The following is a 16,991-nucleotide window of genomic DNA, read 5'->3' as shown; positions in this document are numbered from 1 at the left end:
AAGCTTCCGCGTCGTTGCTACTCTTGCCTTATTTCTTCGCAGGAGGAGCCGCGACGAGTTCGGCCGGAAGCTTGTCTTTCCGCTTCTCTACGGCGGCGCGCGTCGTGATGAAGATCATGTCGGGATCTCCCGGCTTCTTTGGCTTGATGACGTACACCAACTTGCCGTCGGGATTGGCTTTCTTCATGATCGTACGCAAGATCTGATCGGCGGGCTGAACCTTTTCGTCGAGTCCGAACGATTGATTCTTCGTGATCCCTTCGAGCTGCAGATCGGTTCCGATGATTTCGATCGGCACTCCGATTTCTTCCGCGATCAATTGCATCGTCACTTCGAGATTGTTGCGGTCGAAGGTGAGCGACATCGGTTTCTTGATCGCCGCTTGGGCGCCGGTCAGCCCGGCCGTGGCGGCGGGGCTCGCCGGGCCTTTTGCGACCGCGGTCGGCGCAGCGACGGCGCTCGGGGATTCGAGCAAACAGAGATAGGCACCGAGGAGAATGTTGTGTGCCGCGATGGCGGGCATGTACCCGCGCAACACGATCTGCCGATCGGCGCAGCCTGCGCGCACGTGGCTGTCGACGAACTTCACCATGCCGGGAAATTTGAACAACACGGCCCGACTATAAGGCGATAGCCGAGAACTCAGCACATAGGCTTCGACCCGCTTCGGAATTTCTTTCACACGATTGAACAACGGTTCGGCCAAGGCTTCCGTGAACGCCGTCGCGGCACCGTTATAGGTACGGAGCTCGTAGAAAAACGCATCGCCGAGGTGGGCGCTGAAGGCAATCGCTTTGGGCGGCAAGGCATCTTCGGAATTCATCGACCCCGACATTGCGCCGCCGTCGGCGAGGCCACCTCCATCGGCAGTGCTGCCGTCGCCCGCCGACGCCAATTGCGGCAAGCCGACCCCGGTGAGCAACCAATTGATGGCGGGCAGGCCCGTCTGCACGGGTCCGGCGACCAAGCTCTTGCCGCCCGACTCTAAGAAGTATGGGGTGTAAAGCATCGTGAGGTGGCGATCCGTATCGGTCGCCGACTGCACCAAATATTCCAACTCCAAACGGAGTTGCGGCGGCGAACCTTTATATTTCAAGACGCCGGCGATTTCTTCCTTCGGCACGACCACGGCGACCTTGCCTTGCTCGCTCGTCGGTAAGTAATAAGCGGTTCCGTCTTTGACGTAGATCTTCGTCGTGTCGCTCATTTCTTCCGTGGGTCCGCCCCAGGCCTTGAGCAAGTCTGCCTCGGCAACGACCGTGTTGTATCGAACCACGTAGGCATAGCGAACCGCGTCGGAGCTAGGACCATCGAGAATGCCGACGATGACTTGCTCGACCGTTTCGTTCGGCACGCCGGTGATCGTCGGTAAGGTGGTTGCGAGCCACGGCCCGAGCGAACCGGAAACTTTCGGGTCGAGAAGGTTTGCCGATTCCGCATGCTTGACGATTTCGGCGGGACGGACGGCAATCACCATCTGCACGCCCGGCACCATGTGGCTTAGGCTAAGCGGCTTTCCGGCGGTCGGCGAGTCGTACATCGGATCCGCACCGGTCGAGGCGATGAGATCTCGTTTAGGAACCGCGACTCCCTTAGGAGCGGCGGCCGTCGCCGTCGGCGTAGGAGCGGTGCCCGTAGGCACGGGCTTCTTAACGGCCGTTCCGGTGGCATTCGGTCGGAGAGCGACGCGTTCCGGCGGCAAGCCGGGGCGCTTCTTCATAAACCGATCCCAACCGAAGTAGCCGGCCGCGCCGAGGAGCGGCACCGCGATCAAGATCGCGATCAATCCGAACGATGAACCTTTCTTCGGTTGATAGGTTTCGCTTGTTCCGACGGCAGGTCCGGCCGGTGCCGAACCCATCGGCGGGGCAAACGGCTGCGGCGCACTGAAAGGTTGCGGCGCGGCGAACGGCTGCGGGGAGGCCGGCTGTTGTCCGAAAGGAGCCGGTTGTTGACCGAAAGCGGCAGGCTGCTGCTGACCGAACGGCGATGCCGGTTGCTGACCATACGGAGCGGGCTGTTGGCCGAACTGAGCGGGCTGTTGATTATAAGGATTCGGCGCGGCTCCGTATTGCCCTCCCATCGGAGCTTGCTGCATGGGCTGCTGCATCGGATGTTGTTGCATCGGTTGCTGCTGTTGCGGCGCTTGCTGCGTGCCGTGCCCGTAGCCGGGGTTCGCGGCAGCGGCCGCCGCGGCGGCATTCAACGTCTCGGCAATCCAAGCGTCGTAGGCAGTCGCATTTCGGCTCGGCGGCGGCGGTTGCATTTGCGACTCGGCCGTCGACATAAACGGCACCAACTTCTCGACGACCACCGAGACCTGCTGAAACCGCATCTCGGGTTTCTTTTGCAACATGTAGCCGATGAGCTTGGAAAGATCGGTCGGCACGTTCGGATTCAGCTTGTGGATCGGCGTCGGTTGTTCCTTCAGATGCCCTTCCAACTTCGCGCGCAACGTCTCGCCGGCGAACGGCGGTTTATTCGTAAGCATCTGATAGAAGCTGCAACCGAGCTGATAGATATCGCTCCGAGCATCGGCAACGCCGCCGCCGATCAACTCCGGAGCGACGAAGTCTGCTTCCGGCGGGATCTTCCCGTCGCCGAGCGCGAGTTGCTTACGCCATTCGATCGGCGGCGCAAGCGGATCGCGCACCATCGGGAACTGCAACATCTTCACGGTCCCTTTGGCACCCGCGACGGCGGCATCGACCCAAATGTTCGACGGGCGCACATCGCCGTGCGCTTGCTGCATGGAGTGCATCCGAGCCAATCCGAGCGCCGCTTGACGGATGATACGGCAAGCCTCGCTCGGCTTCATCGCGCCTTGCTGTTGCAGCAGCCGCTCGACACGCTTCCCTTGCAGATCTTCCAACACGAAAAACTTGAACGGCCCGAGATCGACCAAATGGTAGCAGCGCAGCAAGTTGGGGCAGCCCGCGCTGACTTGCGACGTGAGCGTAGAGCGTTGCGTGAGATACGCGACCGCTTCGGGTGATGCCGCTTGTTCGGCGGTGAGAAATTGCAGACAGACCCGATGCATCGTTTGAATGTGGAGGGCGCGGAAGATTCCGGAGAGTCGGCCCGACTCGATCCGGTCGTAGATTCGGTAGTCGCCGTAGACGAACGGCCCGGCTCGGCCCGCGAGCAAGATCGACGCTTGGTAGCGGCTGATGACGTTCGTCGCTACGAGAAACTCGGCGAGACTCTGAGCGTCGCCCCCTTGCGGGTTTTGCTGTAGCCAGCCGGCATGATGCCGATGGCAATCTTCCAACGTGAGAAGTTGCGCATCGACGACTAACTTCCAAAACGATTCAACGGGAAACGACATGGGCGCAATCGCATCCTTCTTGGGGATGCGCTTTCCTGGTGGGGCCAATCGGCGGCAGCGAGGCGGCGTCGCACGCCCCCCGCATTCGGTCTGCCGATAGCTCGTCTCGGACTCTCTATTCCAACCCTTTAATTTACCCTGAGCGATGCCGACTTGGCAAAAGCTCATTGAAATTAACCTACGACTTCTACATTCGCTCCACACCGTTCGATATTACAACCGGAACGCCGTTTTTGATCCTTCCGACGATTTCGACCGACGGATTGGACGCACGGAGCGTAAAGTCGGTTCCCGACACGGCCTTGCGACCCCGAATTTGGCCGAACGGGGCAAGTTCGGCCGCAAAACCCGCCCTTAAGCGGCCGTTCTCCCACGAAAAGGCTGCTTGCCGCTCCGCTTCGGCGACGAGTAATATACGGCTTCGCCGTTGGTGAACCACTTCGCAAAAACCAACGTAAACTGATATTAGCCAACTAGATACGAGCAACGCCGATCGCACCCCCCATTGTCTAGCTCCGAGAGGCCACGGTCATGAACGCCTACGATTCAATGAAGCTGTATTTCGACCGGGCGGCCGATCGTTTGGAGCTTGAACCGTCGATCCGCAAACTTCTGCTGACCTCGAAGCGCGAAATCCAGGTGCAAGTGCCGATCACGCGCGACTCCGGCGAGATCGAAACCTTCATCGGCTATCGGGTGCAGCACGACAACGCGCGCGGCCCGATGAAGGGTGGCTTCCGCTACCATCCGGAAGTCGATCTCGACGAGGTTCGCGCACTGGCCGCGCTGATGACTTGGAAGACCGCTGTGGTGAACTTGCCCTACGGCGGCGCGAAGGGAGGGCTCGCGATCGACCCGAAGACCTTCAGCAGTCGCGAGCTTGAAGCGATCACGCGCAAATTCATCGACGGCATTCACGACATCTTCGGACCCGACATCGACATCCCCGCTCCGGACATGGGGACGAACGATAAAGTGATGTCGTGGATCATGAATCAATACGGCAAGTACCACGGCTTCTCCCCCGCCTGCGTGACCGGAAAGCCGGTCGAGATGCACGGCTTGCCGGGGCGCGAAGAGGCGACCGGGCGCGGAGTAGGGATCATCACGCTGAAACTACTCGGACGGATGAACCGCAAGCCGCAGAACACGCGCGTCGCGATTCAAGGCTTCGGCAACGTCGGCACGTTTGCCGCGAAGTTTCTACACGAAACCGAATGCAAGATCTTGGCGATCAGCGACGTGAGCGGCGCCTACTATCGCAAAGAAGGGCTCGATATTCCCGCGGCGCTTCGCTACGTCATCGAGCACAAAGGCTCGCTACACGGCTTTACCGGCGGCGAAGTCATTTCCAACGAAGACTTGCTCGAGCTCGATACCGACATTCTCATTCCGGCCGCACTCGGCAACGTGATCACCAAGCACAACGCCGCCAAGATTCAAGCGCCGATCATCATCGAAGCGGCCAACGCCCCGACGAACGTCGATGCCGACGATATCCTGACGGCCCGCGATATTCTCGTCGTGCCCGACATCTTGGCGAACTCCGGCGGCGTGACCGCGAGCTACTTCGAATGGGTGCAAAACCGGCAACACTATTCTTGGACGCTCAATCGCTGCCGGCAGGAGCTAGATCGGATTCTTTCCGAAGCGTTCGAGCAAGTTTGGAACATCTCGCGCGAGCAAAAATGCAGTCTCCGCACCGCGGCCTACATCCTCGGCATCGGCAGAGTTCGCCGAGCGGCGGTCCTGGCGGGAAGCGCTTGATTTCGACTCAACGTAAGCACGGCGAATGTTGCCGCGGCTAGGCGTAGGCACCACCGGCTTTGGCGATCGGGCGGGCCGCGTCTAAGACTTCCGCTGCCGTGGTTTTGAGAATCGCGGCGGCTTGTTCGATGTCGGCCGTGGTGACGTCGAGATGCGTCACGGCGCGAATCGTTTGCTTGGCGAGCGCGCCGACTAAGAGCCCCGCCCGCTTGAGCCGCCCGGCGAAATCCGCCGCCGTTCCTAGTCGCGGGTCGACGTGGAAGAAGACGATGTTCGTTTCGATCTTCGGCGGGTCGAGCTTGATCCCTTCGACGTTGCGAATCAGTTCGGCGAAGCGCCGGGCGTTGCCGTGGTCGTCCGCCAGCCGATCGATGTTGTTGTCGAGTGCGTAGAGCGCGCCGGAGGCGATGATGCCCCCTTGGCGCATCCCGCCCCCGAAGACTTTACGCACGCGCAGCGCTTTGTCGATCAGCTTTCGCGGGCCGCAAATCGCCGAACCGACCGGCGCGCCGAGTCCCTTGCTGAAACAAACGCTCACGGTGTCGAAGTGTGCCGCCCAACGATCGGCCGCGATTCCCGTCGCCACGACGGCATTGAAGAGCCGCGCGCCGTCGAGATGCGTAGCGAGTCCTTGGCCGTGTGCCCAATCGCAAAGTTCTTCGACGCGCTCGAGCGGCCACACCGTTCCGCCGCCGCGGTTGCTCGTGTTCTCGATGCATAACAGCCGCGTGCGCGGATAGTGTGCATTGTCGGGCCGGATCATGTCGCGAATCTGATCGAGCCCGAAGATGCCGTACTCGCCCCGAACGGTGCGTGTCGCACAGCCGCTGAGTTGCGCAACGCCCCCTTGCTCGTAGGCGTAAATATGCGCCGTCTCTTCCAAAATGATTTCGTCGCCGGGCACGCAATGCAGCCGCACGCCGATCTGGTTCGACATCGTACCCGACGGCACGAACAGCGCCGCTTCCTTGCCTAAGAGCGCCGCGATTCGTTCCTGGAGTCGATTGATCGACGGATCTTCTCCGGAGACGTCGTCTCCCACTTCGGCCGCGGCCATGAAGGCCCGCATGGCGGAAGTAGGGCGCGTCGCAGTATCGCTACGAAGGTCGATCGCGGAAGCAGACATATTGGGAAGCCTTACAGTCGAATGTCTCAGGGATTAACGAATTTCAGCTGACCTATCGTAGCGGCTACTTGCTCTTTTTCTTTTCCGGCGTCGGTTTTCCTTCGGGCGAGTTTTTCTTCATCTTGCTTCTCAGCTCGGTGATGACGACGTTCGGCACGAAGTGGGCCAGTTCCGCGTCACCGGCGAGCGGCGCGATTTGCTTGATCAGCGAACTCGAAACGTGCGCGAACTCTTTGTCGGCCATCAGCAGCACGGTTTCGATTCCGGCGTCGAGTTGGCGATTGGCGAGCATCATCGTGAACTCGGCTTCGACGTCCTGCAACGGCCGGACTCCGCGCACCATCACGCGGGCTCCGCAGTCGCGTACGAACGTCACCGCTAAGCCGTCGAACTTCCGCACTTCGACGTTGGCGAGATGCTTCACCGCTTTCTTAACCAAGTCGACGCGCTCATCGATCGTGAACAGCGGAGCCTTGCCGGTATTGATGCCGACGCCGACGAACAACTTGTCGACGAGATCGGCGGCGCGCTCGATGACGTTCAAATGCCCGAGCGTGATCGGATCGAACGATCCGGTGTACACCGCCGTGCGAGGCTTCGCTTTGCTCATGCCCTGTAACGTCCTGAAGTTCCGGATGCCGCTTCGTAAGAAGCTTATTCAAGCATCGGAAGCTAACAGAGAAACGCCGCGGTTTCCAGTTTGCATCCGTGGAATTCGCGAGACCGCGTCGTTTCCCGTTCGGCGGCCGTGGCTACTCGGCCGAACGAAGGGCCGCGATCAAGCGCTCGAGATCTTCGTCGTTGTTGTACGCATGCGGGCTGATCCGCAGCTTTCCCGCGCGGCAGCTCACGACGACCCCATGATCGAGCAAATGACGTCGGACGCCGATCGGATTCTTGCCCGGCAGCTCGAACGAGACGATTCCCGAAGCGGCCGACGGACGCCGATCGCTCAGCACGACGGCACGCACCTCGCGCAGCCGACGGCATGCCGACTCCGTGAGCTCGAGCACGCGACGGCCGATCGCGTTTATTGCGCCGCCGGCCGTCGAAGCGGGTATTGAACCGGTCGGCGTGTCGTACGCTGCGAGCAAGGCTAAGCTCGCCCCCAGCGCGATGAAGCCCCCGGTGTTCATCGTCCCCCCTTCGTAGCGCGCCGCGGTCGGCTTGAGTTGCCATTCCACGTGCGCGAAGTCGTGCCCGTCGACGATGCTGTTCCAACCGATGCCGATCGGGCGCAATACATTCAGCAAGTCGCGGCGCACGTAAAACAGTCCCGCTCCTTCCGGACCCAGCAACCATTTGTGCCCGTCGGCGGCAAGGAAGTCGACCTCGGTGGCATGGACATCAAGCGGGAAAACGCCGAGCCCTTGGATCGCGTCGAGAAACAATAATGCGCCGCGTGAGTGAACCGCTTCGGCAAGCTTGCCGACGTCGAATCGCCGACCGCTCGCATAGCCGACCCAACTGACCGAGACGATCCGCGTCCGGCTATCGCAGGCCGCGAGCAGGCGATCGAGATCGGCGTCGATCTCCTCGCTCGGGCCGGCGGGCGATACGAGCCGCGTCTCAACGCCGCGCGCTGCGAGGTTTTGCCACGGAATTCGGTTCGTAGGAAACTCGTCGCCGAGCGTAACGATGTTGTCTCCGGCTTTCCATGGAAAACCTTCGGCAACGAGGTTCACCCCTTCGGTCGTATTACGAATGAGCGCAACTTCGTCGACGTCGGCATGGAGCAACTTCGCCGACTGACGGCGTACGTTTTCCAACCGCTTCGCCCAGAGGGGCCAATGAACGTCGCCGTTTTCGGCGGCGTCGCGCGCCCAGGCTTCCAGCGCATCGAGCGCCGGCCCTGAAAGCGGGGCGACGGCCGCATGATCGAAATAGGCCCAACGTTTGCCGACGCGCATCTGCCGGCGAAACGCTTCCCAAGGGTTCGGGATCGGCTTCACGATCGGTCGGGCCACGGTTTGATCCGTCATCATCATACGAGTACCTTTTCAGACGACTGCGTCTGCCTATGACATCCATGACACAAGCGGGGCGACAGGGTTATCAAAATTATGGCCCAAGTTCAACCTTGCGGCCTACTGAAACCGGGAAATGCCTTAAATACAAAGGCAATCAGGGTATTCACGTAGTTTAGAAGGCAAGCTACGGTCTCTGGGCTTGATGCAAGCCGGCAATTATACTGTGCTTCTCGCCCTCCTCTTCGAGGTAGAGACCTCGGCCCGCGTTACCACCTTTCGAGTCCGACATCAGCCCATGCTAAAAGTTCTCACGATTATCGGTCTGGTCGTTGCTTTGGCGATGCTCGTGATTTTCGCCGCCGATGCTTTCGCCGGCTGGCCGTTTCAAAGCGCAAGCCCGACGATGGACTACGGCTTCATGGTCGCCTCGTTGCTCTTGGGCTACGTGAGCGTGACGACATTGCGCGAGCTGCCTTAGCTCGTCTCCTTGGCTTTTAGGATTGCCGCGACGACCCCATCGAGCGTGTAGGTCGTCGCTTCGGCTGCCGGCTCATAGCCGAGTTCGCGCAGCACGGCGCTTGTGATCGGGCTGATGCTCGCGAGCTTCGTCTTACGCAGACCATCTCCGAAGAGCACTGCCAGAGAACGGGCAATCGCCGAACTAGTGACCGAGACCCAATCGATCTTTCCGGCCGCGAGCGCCGCGGCAATCTCCGCCTGAGGCGCGGCGACGTCCGTGCTACGATACGCCACGACTTGCTCGACCTCGCCCCCGGCCGCGCGCAGCGTATCGGCCAAGATCTCTCGGCCGCGGCTCGCGCGAATCAACAGAAAGCGGCTCCTCCCCCGCACGATTTCCGCCGCCAACTCCGCGGCCAGCGCCTCCGCGCGAAACTCCTGCGGTACGAGATCGGCCCGCAGTTGATACTCATTCAAACAATCGGCCGTGCCGGGACCGATCGCTGCAAGCCGTACGGGAGCCAGGCTGCGCGCGTCGAGTCCGAGATGCCGCAGACGACCCATCACGGCTCGCACGCCATTCACGCTGGAAAACACCATCCAATCGAAACGTTTCAAATTGCGCAGCGCTTCGTCGACCAACTCCCAACTCTCGGGCTCACCGATCTCGATCGCCGGTTGAATCAACACTTCGGCCCCGAGTTCGCGGAGTCGATTGCGCACCGCGGTCGCTTGCTCGGTCGGTCGGGTGACGAGAATCTTCTGCCCGAACAACGGTCGTTCGGTAAACCAAGAGTGGGTCGAACGACTGTCGACCGTCTCGCCGACGATCGTCAATACCGGCGGGCGGAGCTTCGCATCGCGCATCGTCGCCGCGACTTCGCCGAGTGTCGTAATCAGCGTCGTCTGATCGGGCCAGGAGCAGCGTCGTACGACGGCAACCGGAGTCGAGGCGGGCTTGCCGGCGGCGATGAGTGCGCCGGTCCACTCCGCTGCGTTGGTCACGCCCATGTAGAAAACAAGCGTGCCGGGAAACTGCGCGAGCGCGCCGTAGTCGAGCTTCGTGGCTTGTTGCTCGTCCTGTTCATGCCCGGTGACTAAGGCCACGGCCGAAGCACAGTGGCGATCGGTCAGTGCGATTCCGGCGTGGCTGCCGGCGGCGAGCGCGGTCGTGATGCCGGGAACCACTTCATAAGTCAGGCCGGCAGCTTCGAGCGCGTCCCGCTCTTCGCCGAAGCGCGCAAACACGGCCGGATCGCCCCCTTTGAGCCGTACGACACGCTTGCCCGCGAGCCCCGCCGCGGTCATTCGGGCATTGATCTCGGCCTGGGAAAGAATTCGATCGCGACCATGTTTTCCCAAGCAAATCAATTCGGCATCGCAGCGGCAATGTTCGAGCAGTTCGGCGTTGACGAGATAGTCGTACAGCACGACGTCGGCCGCCTGGAGACGCTCGACCCCTCGCAGGGTAATGAGCCGCGGATCGCCCGGGCCGGCCCCGACGAGCGAGACCTGCGGCTGCGGATAGAGTTCGGTTTCACTCGCCCGATCGCTCGCCGGAGGATTTCGATCGGGGGATGGAGAGGCGGGCGGATTCATGGCGATAAACGACGCCGGCGCTTCCGGTTCGTTGTGTTGACTCCGCGCGGTGCTAAGATAATGCTAATAGGTAAGATGCTGATGGTGTCGAAATCGGACGATGGTGCGCAATAAAATCGCGGCCCGTTCGACGAGCTCGACATTTATCATAACTTGCCGTTGCGTGTCGCCGTACCCCATCCCTTGCGGTTTGCCAGATGTCTACAGACGAGAAACCGGGACGTCAGCCTCTGGCACCCGCCGTGCGTGCGCGCCTTCAAAAGTTCTTCGAACACGGCACCAAAACTTCGGCGACCGGCAACTTCGATTATGCCGCCGACATGTACATTCAGGCCGTGATCGGAGATCCGAGCAATCCGATCTACGTGAAGGCGATGTTGTCGAACTTGAGCAAGAAGTACAACAACAACAAGAAGGGGGCCAAGCTCGCCGGCTTAAAGCTCGCCGGAGCGAAGATGTCGCTGAAGAATTCCATGCGACAGAAGAAGTGGGACGAAGCCCTCAAGACCGGCCTGGAAGCGCTGAAGGACAACCCTTGGGACGCCGGGATTTTAGGCGACATCGCCAGGGCCTGCGAAGCGCAAGAATTCGATGAGGCGCAGATCGAGTATCTGCGGCAGTCGCTCGACGCCGACGTGGAAGATCCGGAAGCGAATCGACTATTGGGGCGCGCCTACGACCGCGTCGGCCAATATCAAGACGCGATTTATTGCTTCAACCGCGTCATTAAAGCGATTCCTAAAGACGAAGAAGCGCTCCGCGCGATGAGCAACCTGGCGGTGAAGAAGACCATCGATCGGGGCGGCTATGAAGGAGCGGAGAGCGCGCGCGACGTACGCAAAAACAAATTCGGCGCCACCGCGGCCGAAAACGAAGAGGCCGCCCTCTCGCCGATGGAAAAGCTGATCCGTGCGATCGCGAAAGAGCCGAGCGAGATGAACAACTACATCGAGCTCAACGACCTTTATATGAAGGATGAGTTGTTCGACAAAGCCGCCGCGATCATGAAGAAAGCCCTCGAGGCTTCCGGCGGCGGCAACCCGATGATTCAAGAGCGGTACGAAGATGCGGAACTTCGACAGGCTCGCAAGCACATGATGATCGCCGAGCAAAAGGCCAAGACCGAACGGACGCCCGAAGCGATCGATCTTTACAACCGAATGCGCGTCGAATTGAACAACAAGGAAACGGAAGTCTACGGGAAGCGGTGCGACCGGTATCCGACCAACCTCGGCTTCAAATACGAGCTAGCGGTTCGTTTGCAGCGGGCCAACAAGTACACCGACGCAATCAAGCTCTTTCAAGAAGCTAAGAGCGATTCTAAGCGTAAGGGCCCGGTCTATTTAGCCCTCGGCGATTGCTTTTATGCCTTGAAGCAATACCGCCTCGCGATGCAGCACTACGAACACGCGATCGGTGAAATTTCCGAGCGCGATCCGGACGCCTACAAGGGAGCCATCTACAAAGCAGGCCGAATTGCCGAACATCTCAAGGAATGGGAAGCCGCGGAGAAGCATTACAACCTCCTGGCAAGCTCGGATTTCGGCTATAAGGACGTCGCGGAACGACTGGACAAGATCGGACGAATTCGTGAGAATGGCAACGATCCGGATGCGGAATGACGCATCCCGGCATACCGACGGCCCTCGGTCGCAGACGGCCCTCTAAGCCGTAACTTGCCCCGGTCGTATTTTTTCGTCATCGTTTCCCGTCCAACGTCCCGAGCGTTGCGGTTTTATATTCGCCCTGTTTTTTATTGAGAGTTCCGGCCAAAGACCATGCCACATACCCAAAGTGCTAAGAAGCGTTTGAAGCAAAGTACCGCCGCGAAGATTCGTAATCGTGCCGTGAAGGCCGAGTTGCGGACGAAGGTGAAGTCGGTTCGGGCCTCGACGGCCGCCGGAAACGTCGATGCCGCGAAGACCGAAATCGTCGTCGCTCAAGCGAAGCTCGATCGGGCCGCGAGCCGTGGCGTGATCCACAAGAACAAAGCCGCGCGGGTCAAGAGCCGCCTCTCGAAGGCCTTGAAGACCGCCAAGCAAGCCAAGAAGTAGAAGCCGCCGAGAAGGCGGGAAGCTTACAGCCAAATGCAGAAGGCAAAAGCGGGAGCATCGCTCTCCTGCTTTTGCCTTTTGCATTTCTACTTTTGCGGCTGGTCGGAATAAGATCTCAGAACAAGATCTTCTGCGCATCGAACACCGGCCCTTCGACGCACGTTCGCCGGTAGTCCCAACTGCCGTCGTCGTCTTTTACTTTCGTGACGCAACTGAAGCAGATGCCGATGCCGCAAGCCATCGGCGTTTCCAGCGAGAGGCGACAGGCGACGCTGCGTTCGCCGGTCAGTTTCGCGACCGCTTCCATCATCTTTTCCGGCCCGCAACAAACGACGTGCGCCGTTTGCGAAGCGGCGGCCGTCTCATCGAGCGCTTGACGAAGCAACTCCGTTACGAAACCGCGATGCCCCGCAGAGCCGTCGTCGGTGCTGATGCGAACATCGATCCCGAGCGCACGGAAATCGTCGACTCCGGCCAAATACTCTTTGCTGCGCGCTCCATAGCAGAGCGTCGTTCGCGAGGCGGATCCTGCCGTGCGGCGCGGCTCGCCGTAGGCTCGTAAGCCGGTCTGCTCACGAGCCAGTGCCATGAAAGGCGTTTGCCCGATCCCGCCGGCGACCATAATTAAATGATCGGTCGGCACCGGGTCGAACCCATTGCCGAGGGGCCCCCAGACGTCGAGCTTTGCGCCGGGGCCGAGTTGTGCGAGGCGCGACGTCATCTTACCGACGACCAAGTAGACGACATCCACCCCGATCGGCTCGCCCCGATCGTCGACGACCGTGTCGTACAGCGCTAGCGGCCGCGCGAGCAGAGGATCATTGAGCCCGTGCAAACGGAGCATGAGGAATTGTCCCGGCACGACGCGCCGTGCCAACTCCGAACCATGAAACCGAACTCGGTAAGTGTCGCGCGCGAGGCGGACGTTCTCGACGACGACTACGGTTTGGTGACAGGCTCGATCTGAGAAATAAGCGTCGTGCGTACCCAAGGCTCGTTTGCTCCTGCTTAGTCGTTCCCGATGCACCGGCCAGCTGAACGGAATCGGTCACCGATTTCTAATCGCCGATGATCGTCCCGAAGCCTTTTGGCGGTGGTCCTTTTTTCTTCTTGTGATCGTCGAAGGCCGGCTTCGAGCGTTTCTTGCCGGGGAAGCCGGCGTCGCTCGTCGGCCGCGGCGTCGCTTCCGTCGAATATCCGCTGTCGCGATTCCCTTCCGGTCGGGTCTTGGCAGGGCGTCCTGCGGCAAACTTCTTGCCGAACGGTTTTTTCGCAGGCGCACCGGACGCCGCCGCGCGATTCCCACGATCGCGCCGCCCTGCCCCGCCGCCGTCTTCGCGTCGGCTCGTCGTCGGCGGAGCGCTGAACGGACGCTTTTCGAATTTCCCCTTCGATGCCGGCTTACTCCGTTGTCCGTCGTTCTGTTTTCCAGCAGCACCCGAAGTTTTCTTACCCCCTGCCCCCTCCACCGCACGCTTGTCGGGGCGAATCCCCGTCACGCGAACGGCCTCGGGCCGGGGCGAGTACGGGCGCTTCGGCTGGGCGTCTTCATCGGCATCGGGCCGCGGAGAAGATCGCCCGTTCGGCTTAGCCGGGGAAACCACGATCGGGCCGGCCGTCAACTTATCTTCGTCATCTTCGTTCTGCTCGGCAGCCGGCTTGATCGGGCGAGGCACTTTCTTGTTGTGCATCGCTTCGCGCAGCGATTTGAGTTCTTCGCGCGTCGGCTTGCGATATTCGCCCGGCTTGAGACCATGCAACGTAACGTCGCCGATCGCCGAACGTTTGAGCTTGAGAACTTTGTGCCCGACCTTGGCGAGGATGCGGCGAATCTCGCGATTCTTTCCTTCGTTGAGCACGATCTCCAGCAGCGTGCTCTGCGGCAAAGCGCGCTTCACGTAAACGCTCACGCAACGCGCCGTCCCTTCGGCGAGATGCACCCCTTGGCGAAGCTTCTGATACACGGACTGGTCCGGTTGGCCCGCGACGAGCGCGAGGTAGGTCTTATCGACACCGTAGCGTGGGTGCGTGAGTTGGTTGGCAAGTTCGCCGTCGTTGGTGACGAGGATCAAGCCTTCGCTCGAAAGATCGAGGCGACCGACCGTGAACAAGTGCTCGCGATCGGTGATCGGCACCAGGTCGATCACGCGCGGCCGGCCCGACGGATCGTTGTTCGTGCTCACGACCCCTTCCGGCTTGTTCACCAAATAGTAAACCGGCTCGGCGCTCGCTTTGACGATCTCGCCGTCGACCCGCACGACGTTCTTCGCCGGGTCGATCTTAGCCCCGATTTTCGCCGTACTGCCGTCGATCTGCACCCGGCCTGCCTCGATGAGTTCTTCGCAGTGCCGCCGGCTGCCGATTCCCGCTGCCGCCATGACCTTTTGCAAGCGGATGCCGTCGGCAACGTCCCCCTCCGAGCGAGCGCCGCTCGAACGCTTGCGGCGCTGCGGCTTCTTATAGGGTCCTCGCTGCAACGAGCGGGGATTACGCGACGGCTTCTTATTGTCGAACGACATGGCAATGCTCAGACGAATGATGGGGGGCGCACGACGCGCACCAAGGCACGACGCAGAAAGAGCAACCGCGCAGAAACGCCGGCCGCTCAAGACGAAGACGCCATCATAATCCGCTGCCGCCCCGACACCCAGGGGCGAATTCGAATCGCTCAGCGGCTAAGAACCGATCGAGAATCGTCGCCGACGGCCCGCTTAGCTGCCGAAAGCAGGGGCGGCATTCCATTGATTCGCCCGCCCGCGCGCAGGTTCCGGAGGAGGTTGGGTGTAGCCTTCGGGTCGCCCCCCTTCGACATTCGGGCCGATATTCGTGTCGGGATAGGGGTCGAATCGTTGGGCTCGCGTTTGCTGATACGTTTCGGAGCCGGCCGGTTCGAGCAATTTCGGCGTGCCGAATTGCGGATTGCCTCGGCAGCCCGCTACGGACAGGACGAGCGCGACGAGCAAAACAAATTTTTCGACGCGAGCCATCGCGGTTCTCCTCCGAGCATGTCACGGCAACCAAGGGCCGCGGACTATACGCGAAGCGTCGACCTACCCCAAGGGATGTTTCTGCCGGCGTCGTGATGCCGGCGAAGCCATTGGGCCTCGATCGCGAGAATCAGCCTCAGCGAACCGCCGGCTAGCTCCCGTAAGCCGGGGCGTTCCATTGATTGGGCCGACCTCGTTGCGTCTCCGGCGGAGGCGCCGTGTAGCCATCGGGACGTCCCCCTTCGACGCGCGGCCCGATGTTCGTTTCGGGATACGGATCGAATCGCTGAGCTTCTACGCGCTGCGCTTTGGCTGAGGGGCCGAACGGCGAAAACAGTTGCGGCTTGCCGGTGCCGGGGCAGCCCGTCGCAGATGCGAGCGTGATGGCGATGAACGATAGCTTTAGGATTCGATCCATCGAGGTCTTCCTCATGCCGCGGCTCGCACCCTTCCAAGGGTGCGGATCTTCGAGCGTTCGACCGGAATCGCCGACCTTCAGATGCGCCTGAGAGGGCCGGCAATGCCGCTGAGGTTGGCATCGTCCGGCGGAGAATTCGACTTCAATGGTTCGCCGGAGACGCCGCTTATGACGTCGCGCCGTTAGCATTGCGCCGGTTGTAGCGGTGAGCGCCGGTCGACAGGAGCTAGGGAAGAAATGCCGAAAGGACGACGGCTTGTCCTTGCGGCACGATGGTCACGCCGCCGAGCGACGCCGGAACCAAGCAGGTCTCCCCGACGGCGAACGTTTCTGCGCCGATCATCGCAGCGCCGGAAACGACCGCGAGAATTCGAAACCGCTCGTCGGCCGGAATCGCATACGGATCCGTAAGCAACAGCCGCTCCAAGATGAATTGCTCGCAAGTCACGAGTCGTTCGACTTGTCGCTCGTCCGTGGGGCGAGGACTTTGCGGCAGAGCGGGCCCGTAGTCATAGTCGATCGAATCGAGCGCTTGATCGATGTGGAGTTGGCGCGCGCGGCCGGCGGCATCGGTGCGGTTCCAGTCGAAGAGGCGGAACGTCGTGTTGCTGGCTTGCTGAATCTCGGCGATAAGAAGCCCTCCGCCCGGCGCATGGACGACACCGGCGGGCAAGAACAGACATTCTCCTTTGGCCGGCTCGAAGGAATGGAGCGTGAGATCGCAGGTTCCGCGGTTCACTTCCCGCGCGAGTGCCGCACGGTCGAAGCCGCGTTTCAATCCGGCATAGATCAAGCTACCGGGTACGGCATCCAAGATCGTCCAAGCTTCCGTCTTGCCGAGGTCGGGCGGATCGAGCAGCGCCGCGCAAGCATCGTCCGGATGAACCTGCACGGAAAGCTTCTCGCGGCAATCGAGAAACTTAAACAAGAGCGGGAAGCGAGCTTGAGGGTGATGGCGTCCGAGAAGATATTCCCCTTCGTTCGCGGTCAGTTCGCCGAGCGTGCGACCGACCCAAGGCCCGGCGTCGACGACGCTCTGATCTTGCCCATGGTCGACGATTTCCCAACTTTCGGCATAGTCCGCTTCCGCACCGATCGGTTTGCGTAGGACTTCCCCGAGCCGTCGGCCGCCCCACAAGGCGCGCTTGAGAACCGGGCGAAAGCGAAGTGGCGATGTGATTTTCATCGAAAATTCGAGGGGCAAACTCGGATCACGGTTGGTTGTCGGTCGGTCGATCGGCTGTTATTATCGAGATTCTTCTTAGAAAGACCATCACTATGCG

At 60.9% G+C, this 16,991-nt stretch carries 14 protein-coding genes; 4 read left to right on the top strand and 10 right to left on the bottom strand.

Translation table 11 applies throughout. From position 1 onward, the window contains the following. Positions 1 to 28: 28 nt before the first annotated feature. A complete protein-coding gene (locus K8U03_13820; GenBank protein MCE9605968.1) occupies positions 29 to 3,328 on the bottom strand; it encodes a protein kinase in 3,300 nt (1,099 codons plus the stop codon). 531 nt (positions 3,329 to 3,859) lie between these two features. Here K8U03_13820 and K8U03_13815 point away from each other — a divergent pair. Next, positions 3,860 to 5,095 (top strand): glutamate dehydrogenase, encoded by a 1,236-nt coding sequence (locus tag K8U03_13815; GenBank protein ID MCE9605967.1) that lies wholly within the window; start codon positions 3,860 to 3,862, stop codon positions 5,093 to 5,095. A 37-nt stretch (positions 5,096 to 5,132) separates the two neighbouring features. On the opposite strand, the gene K8U03_13810 is transcribed toward K8U03_13815, so the two are convergent. The 3 genes from K8U03_13810 to K8U03_13800 all read right to left on the bottom strand — a co-directional run bounded on the left by K8U03_13810 (position 5,133) and on the right by K8U03_13800 (position 8,209). Continuing rightward, positions 5,133 to 6,221, bottom strand: a complete 1,089-nt coding sequence (locus K8U03_13810; GenBank protein MCE9605966.1) for an aminotransferase class I/II-fold pyridoxal phosphate-dependent enzyme — start codon at positions 6,219 to 6,221, stop codon at positions 5,133 to 5,135. 64 nt (positions 6,222 to 6,285) lie between these two features. After that, positions 6,286 to 6,831 (bottom strand): pantetheine-phosphate adenylyltransferase, encoded by a 546-nt coding sequence (gene coaD, locus K8U03_13805; protein MCE9605965.1) that lies wholly within the window; start codon positions 6,829 to 6,831, stop codon positions 6,286 to 6,288. 142 nt (positions 6,832 to 6,973) lie between these two features. Then, on the bottom strand, positions 6,974 to 8,209 hold the full coding sequence (locus tag K8U03_13800) for an aminotransferase class V-fold PLP-dependent enzyme (GenBank protein ID MCE9605964.1): 1,236 nt from the start codon (positions 8,207 to 8,209) through the stop codon (positions 6,974 to 6,976). A gap of 277 nt (positions 8,210 to 8,486) precedes the next feature. Here K8U03_13800 and K8U03_13795 point away from each other — a divergent pair, with 277 nt between their 5' ends. Continuing rightward, entirely contained in the window at positions 8,487 to 8,669 is a 183-nt protein-coding gene (locus K8U03_13795; protein ID MCE9605963.1) for a hypothetical protein, read from the top strand. On the opposite strand, the gene cobA is transcribed toward K8U03_13795, so the two are convergent. Beyond that, positions 8,666 to 10,249 carry a uroporphyrinogen-III C-methyltransferase gene (cobA, locus tag K8U03_13790; GenBank protein ID MCE9605962.1) on the bottom strand — a complete coding sequence of 528 codons (1,584 nt, stop codon included), beginning with the start codon at positions 10,247 to 10,249 and terminating at the stop codon, positions 8,666 to 8,668. The genes K8U03_13795 and cobA overlap by 4 nt on opposite strands. A 197-nt stretch (positions 10,250 to 10,446) precedes the next feature. On the opposite strand from cobA, the gene K8U03_13785 reads away from it, so the two are divergent. Both K8U03_13785 and rpsT read left to right on the top strand, forming a co-directional pair. Further along, positions 10,447 to 11,871: a tetratricopeptide repeat protein gene (locus K8U03_13785; GenBank protein MCE9605961.1), complete on the top strand. Its 1,425-nt coding sequence runs from the start codon at positions 10,447 to 10,449 to the stop codon at positions 11,869 to 11,871. A gap of 156 nt (positions 11,872 to 12,027) precedes the next feature. Continuing rightward, positions 12,028 to 12,303 carry a 30S ribosomal protein S20 gene (gene rpsT, locus K8U03_13780; GenBank protein ID MCE9605960.1) on the top strand — a complete coding sequence of 92 codons (276 nt, stop codon included), beginning with the start codon at positions 12,028 to 12,030 and terminating at the stop codon, positions 12,301 to 12,303. A 115-nt stretch (positions 12,304 to 12,418) separates the two neighbouring features. Here the strand turns inward: rpsT and K8U03_13775 are convergent, their stop codons facing one another. From K8U03_13775 to K8U03_13755, 5 genes are all read right to left on the bottom strand, one after another. Beyond that, the gene (locus K8U03_13775) at positions 12,419 to 13,294 is read right to left on the bottom strand and encodes a dihydroorotate dehydrogenase electron transfer subunit (protein MCE9605959.1); all 876 of its coding nucleotides are present in this window, start codon (positions 13,292 to 13,294) and stop codon (positions 12,419 to 12,421) included. A 67-nt stretch (positions 13,295 to 13,361) separates the two neighbouring features. After that, on the bottom strand, positions 13,362 to 14,822 hold the full coding sequence (locus tag K8U03_13770; protein MCE9605958.1) for an rRNA pseudouridine synthase: 1,461 nt from the start codon (positions 14,820 to 14,822) through the stop codon (positions 13,362 to 13,364). A 192-nt stretch (positions 14,823 to 15,014) separates the two neighbouring features. Beyond that, entirely contained in the window at positions 15,015 to 15,290 is a 276-nt protein-coding gene (locus K8U03_13765; protein MCE9605957.1) for a membrane or secreted protein, read from the bottom strand. Positions 15,291 to 15,441: 151 nt separating this feature from the next. Next, the gene (locus K8U03_13760) at positions 15,442 to 15,708 is read right to left on the bottom strand and encodes a hypothetical protein (GenBank protein ID MCE9605956.1); all 267 of its coding nucleotides are present in this window, start codon (positions 15,706 to 15,708) and stop codon (positions 15,442 to 15,444) included. A 226-nt stretch (positions 15,709 to 15,934) separates the two neighbouring features. Continuing rightward, complete coding sequence (locus K8U03_13755; GenBank protein MCE9605955.1) at positions 15,935 to 16,894, bottom strand: class I mannose-6-phosphate isomerase; 960 nt, start codon at positions 16,892 to 16,894, stop codon at positions 15,935 to 15,937. Positions 16,895 to 16,991: the final 97 nt, after the last annotated feature.

Source organism: Planctomycetia bacterium (assembly GCA_021413845.1).
GTDB lineage: Bacteria > Planctomycetota > Planctomycetia > Pirellulales > PNKZ01 > PNKZ01.
Note: the sequence above shows the minus strand (reverse complement) of the source record. Positions and strands in the feature narration are given on the sequence as shown.

Excerpts from the sequence above, each read along its gene's own strand:
- K8U03_13820 (MCE9605968.1), bottom strand. The coding sequence starts at position 3,328 with ATGTCGTTTCCCGTTGAATCGTTTTGGAAGTTAGTCGTCGATGCGCAA.
- rpsT (MCE9605960.1), top strand. The coding sequence starts at position 12,028 with ATGCCACATACCCAAAGTGCTAAGAAGCGTTTGAAGCAAAGTACCGCC.
- K8U03_13810 (MCE9605966.1), bottom strand. The coding sequence starts at position 6,221 with ATGTCTGCTTCCGCGATCGACCTTCGTAGCGATACTGCGACGCGCCCT.
- K8U03_13785 (MCE9605961.1), top strand. The coding sequence starts at position 10,447 with ATGTCTACAGACGAGAAACCGGGACGTCAGCCTCTGGCACCCGCCGTG.
- K8U03_13755 (MCE9605955.1), bottom strand. The coding sequence starts at position 16,894 with ATGAAAATCACATCGCCACTTCGCTTTCGCCCGGTTCTCAAGCGCGCC.
- K8U03_13815 (MCE9605967.1), top strand. The coding sequence starts at position 3,860 with ATGAACGCCTACGATTCAATGAAGCTGTATTTCGACCGGGCGGCCGAT.
- K8U03_13800 (MCE9605964.1), bottom strand. The coding sequence starts at position 8,209 with ATGATGATGACGGATCAAACCGTGGCCCGACCGATCGTGAAGCCGATC.
- K8U03_13770 (MCE9605958.1), bottom strand. The coding sequence starts at position 14,822 with ATGTCGTTCGACAATAAGAAGCCGTCGCGTAATCCCCGCTCGTTGCAG.
- K8U03_13795 (MCE9605963.1), top strand. The coding sequence starts at position 8,487 with ATGCTAAAAGTTCTCACGATTATCGGTCTGGTCGTTGCTTTGGCGATG.
- cobA (MCE9605962.1), bottom strand. The coding sequence starts at position 10,249 with ATGAATCCGCCCGCCTCTCCATCCCCCGATCGAAATCCTCCGGCGAGC.
- coaD (MCE9605965.1), bottom strand. The coding sequence starts at position 6,831 with ATGAGCAAAGCGAAGCCTCGCACGGCGGTGTACACCGGATCGTTCGAT.
- K8U03_13760 (MCE9605956.1), bottom strand. The coding sequence starts at position 15,708 with ATGGATCGAATCCTAAAGCTATCGTTCATCGCCATCACGCTCGCATCT.
- K8U03_13765 (MCE9605957.1), bottom strand. The coding sequence starts at position 15,290 with ATGGCTCGCGTCGAAAAATTTGTTTTGCTCGTCGCGCTCGTCCTGTCC.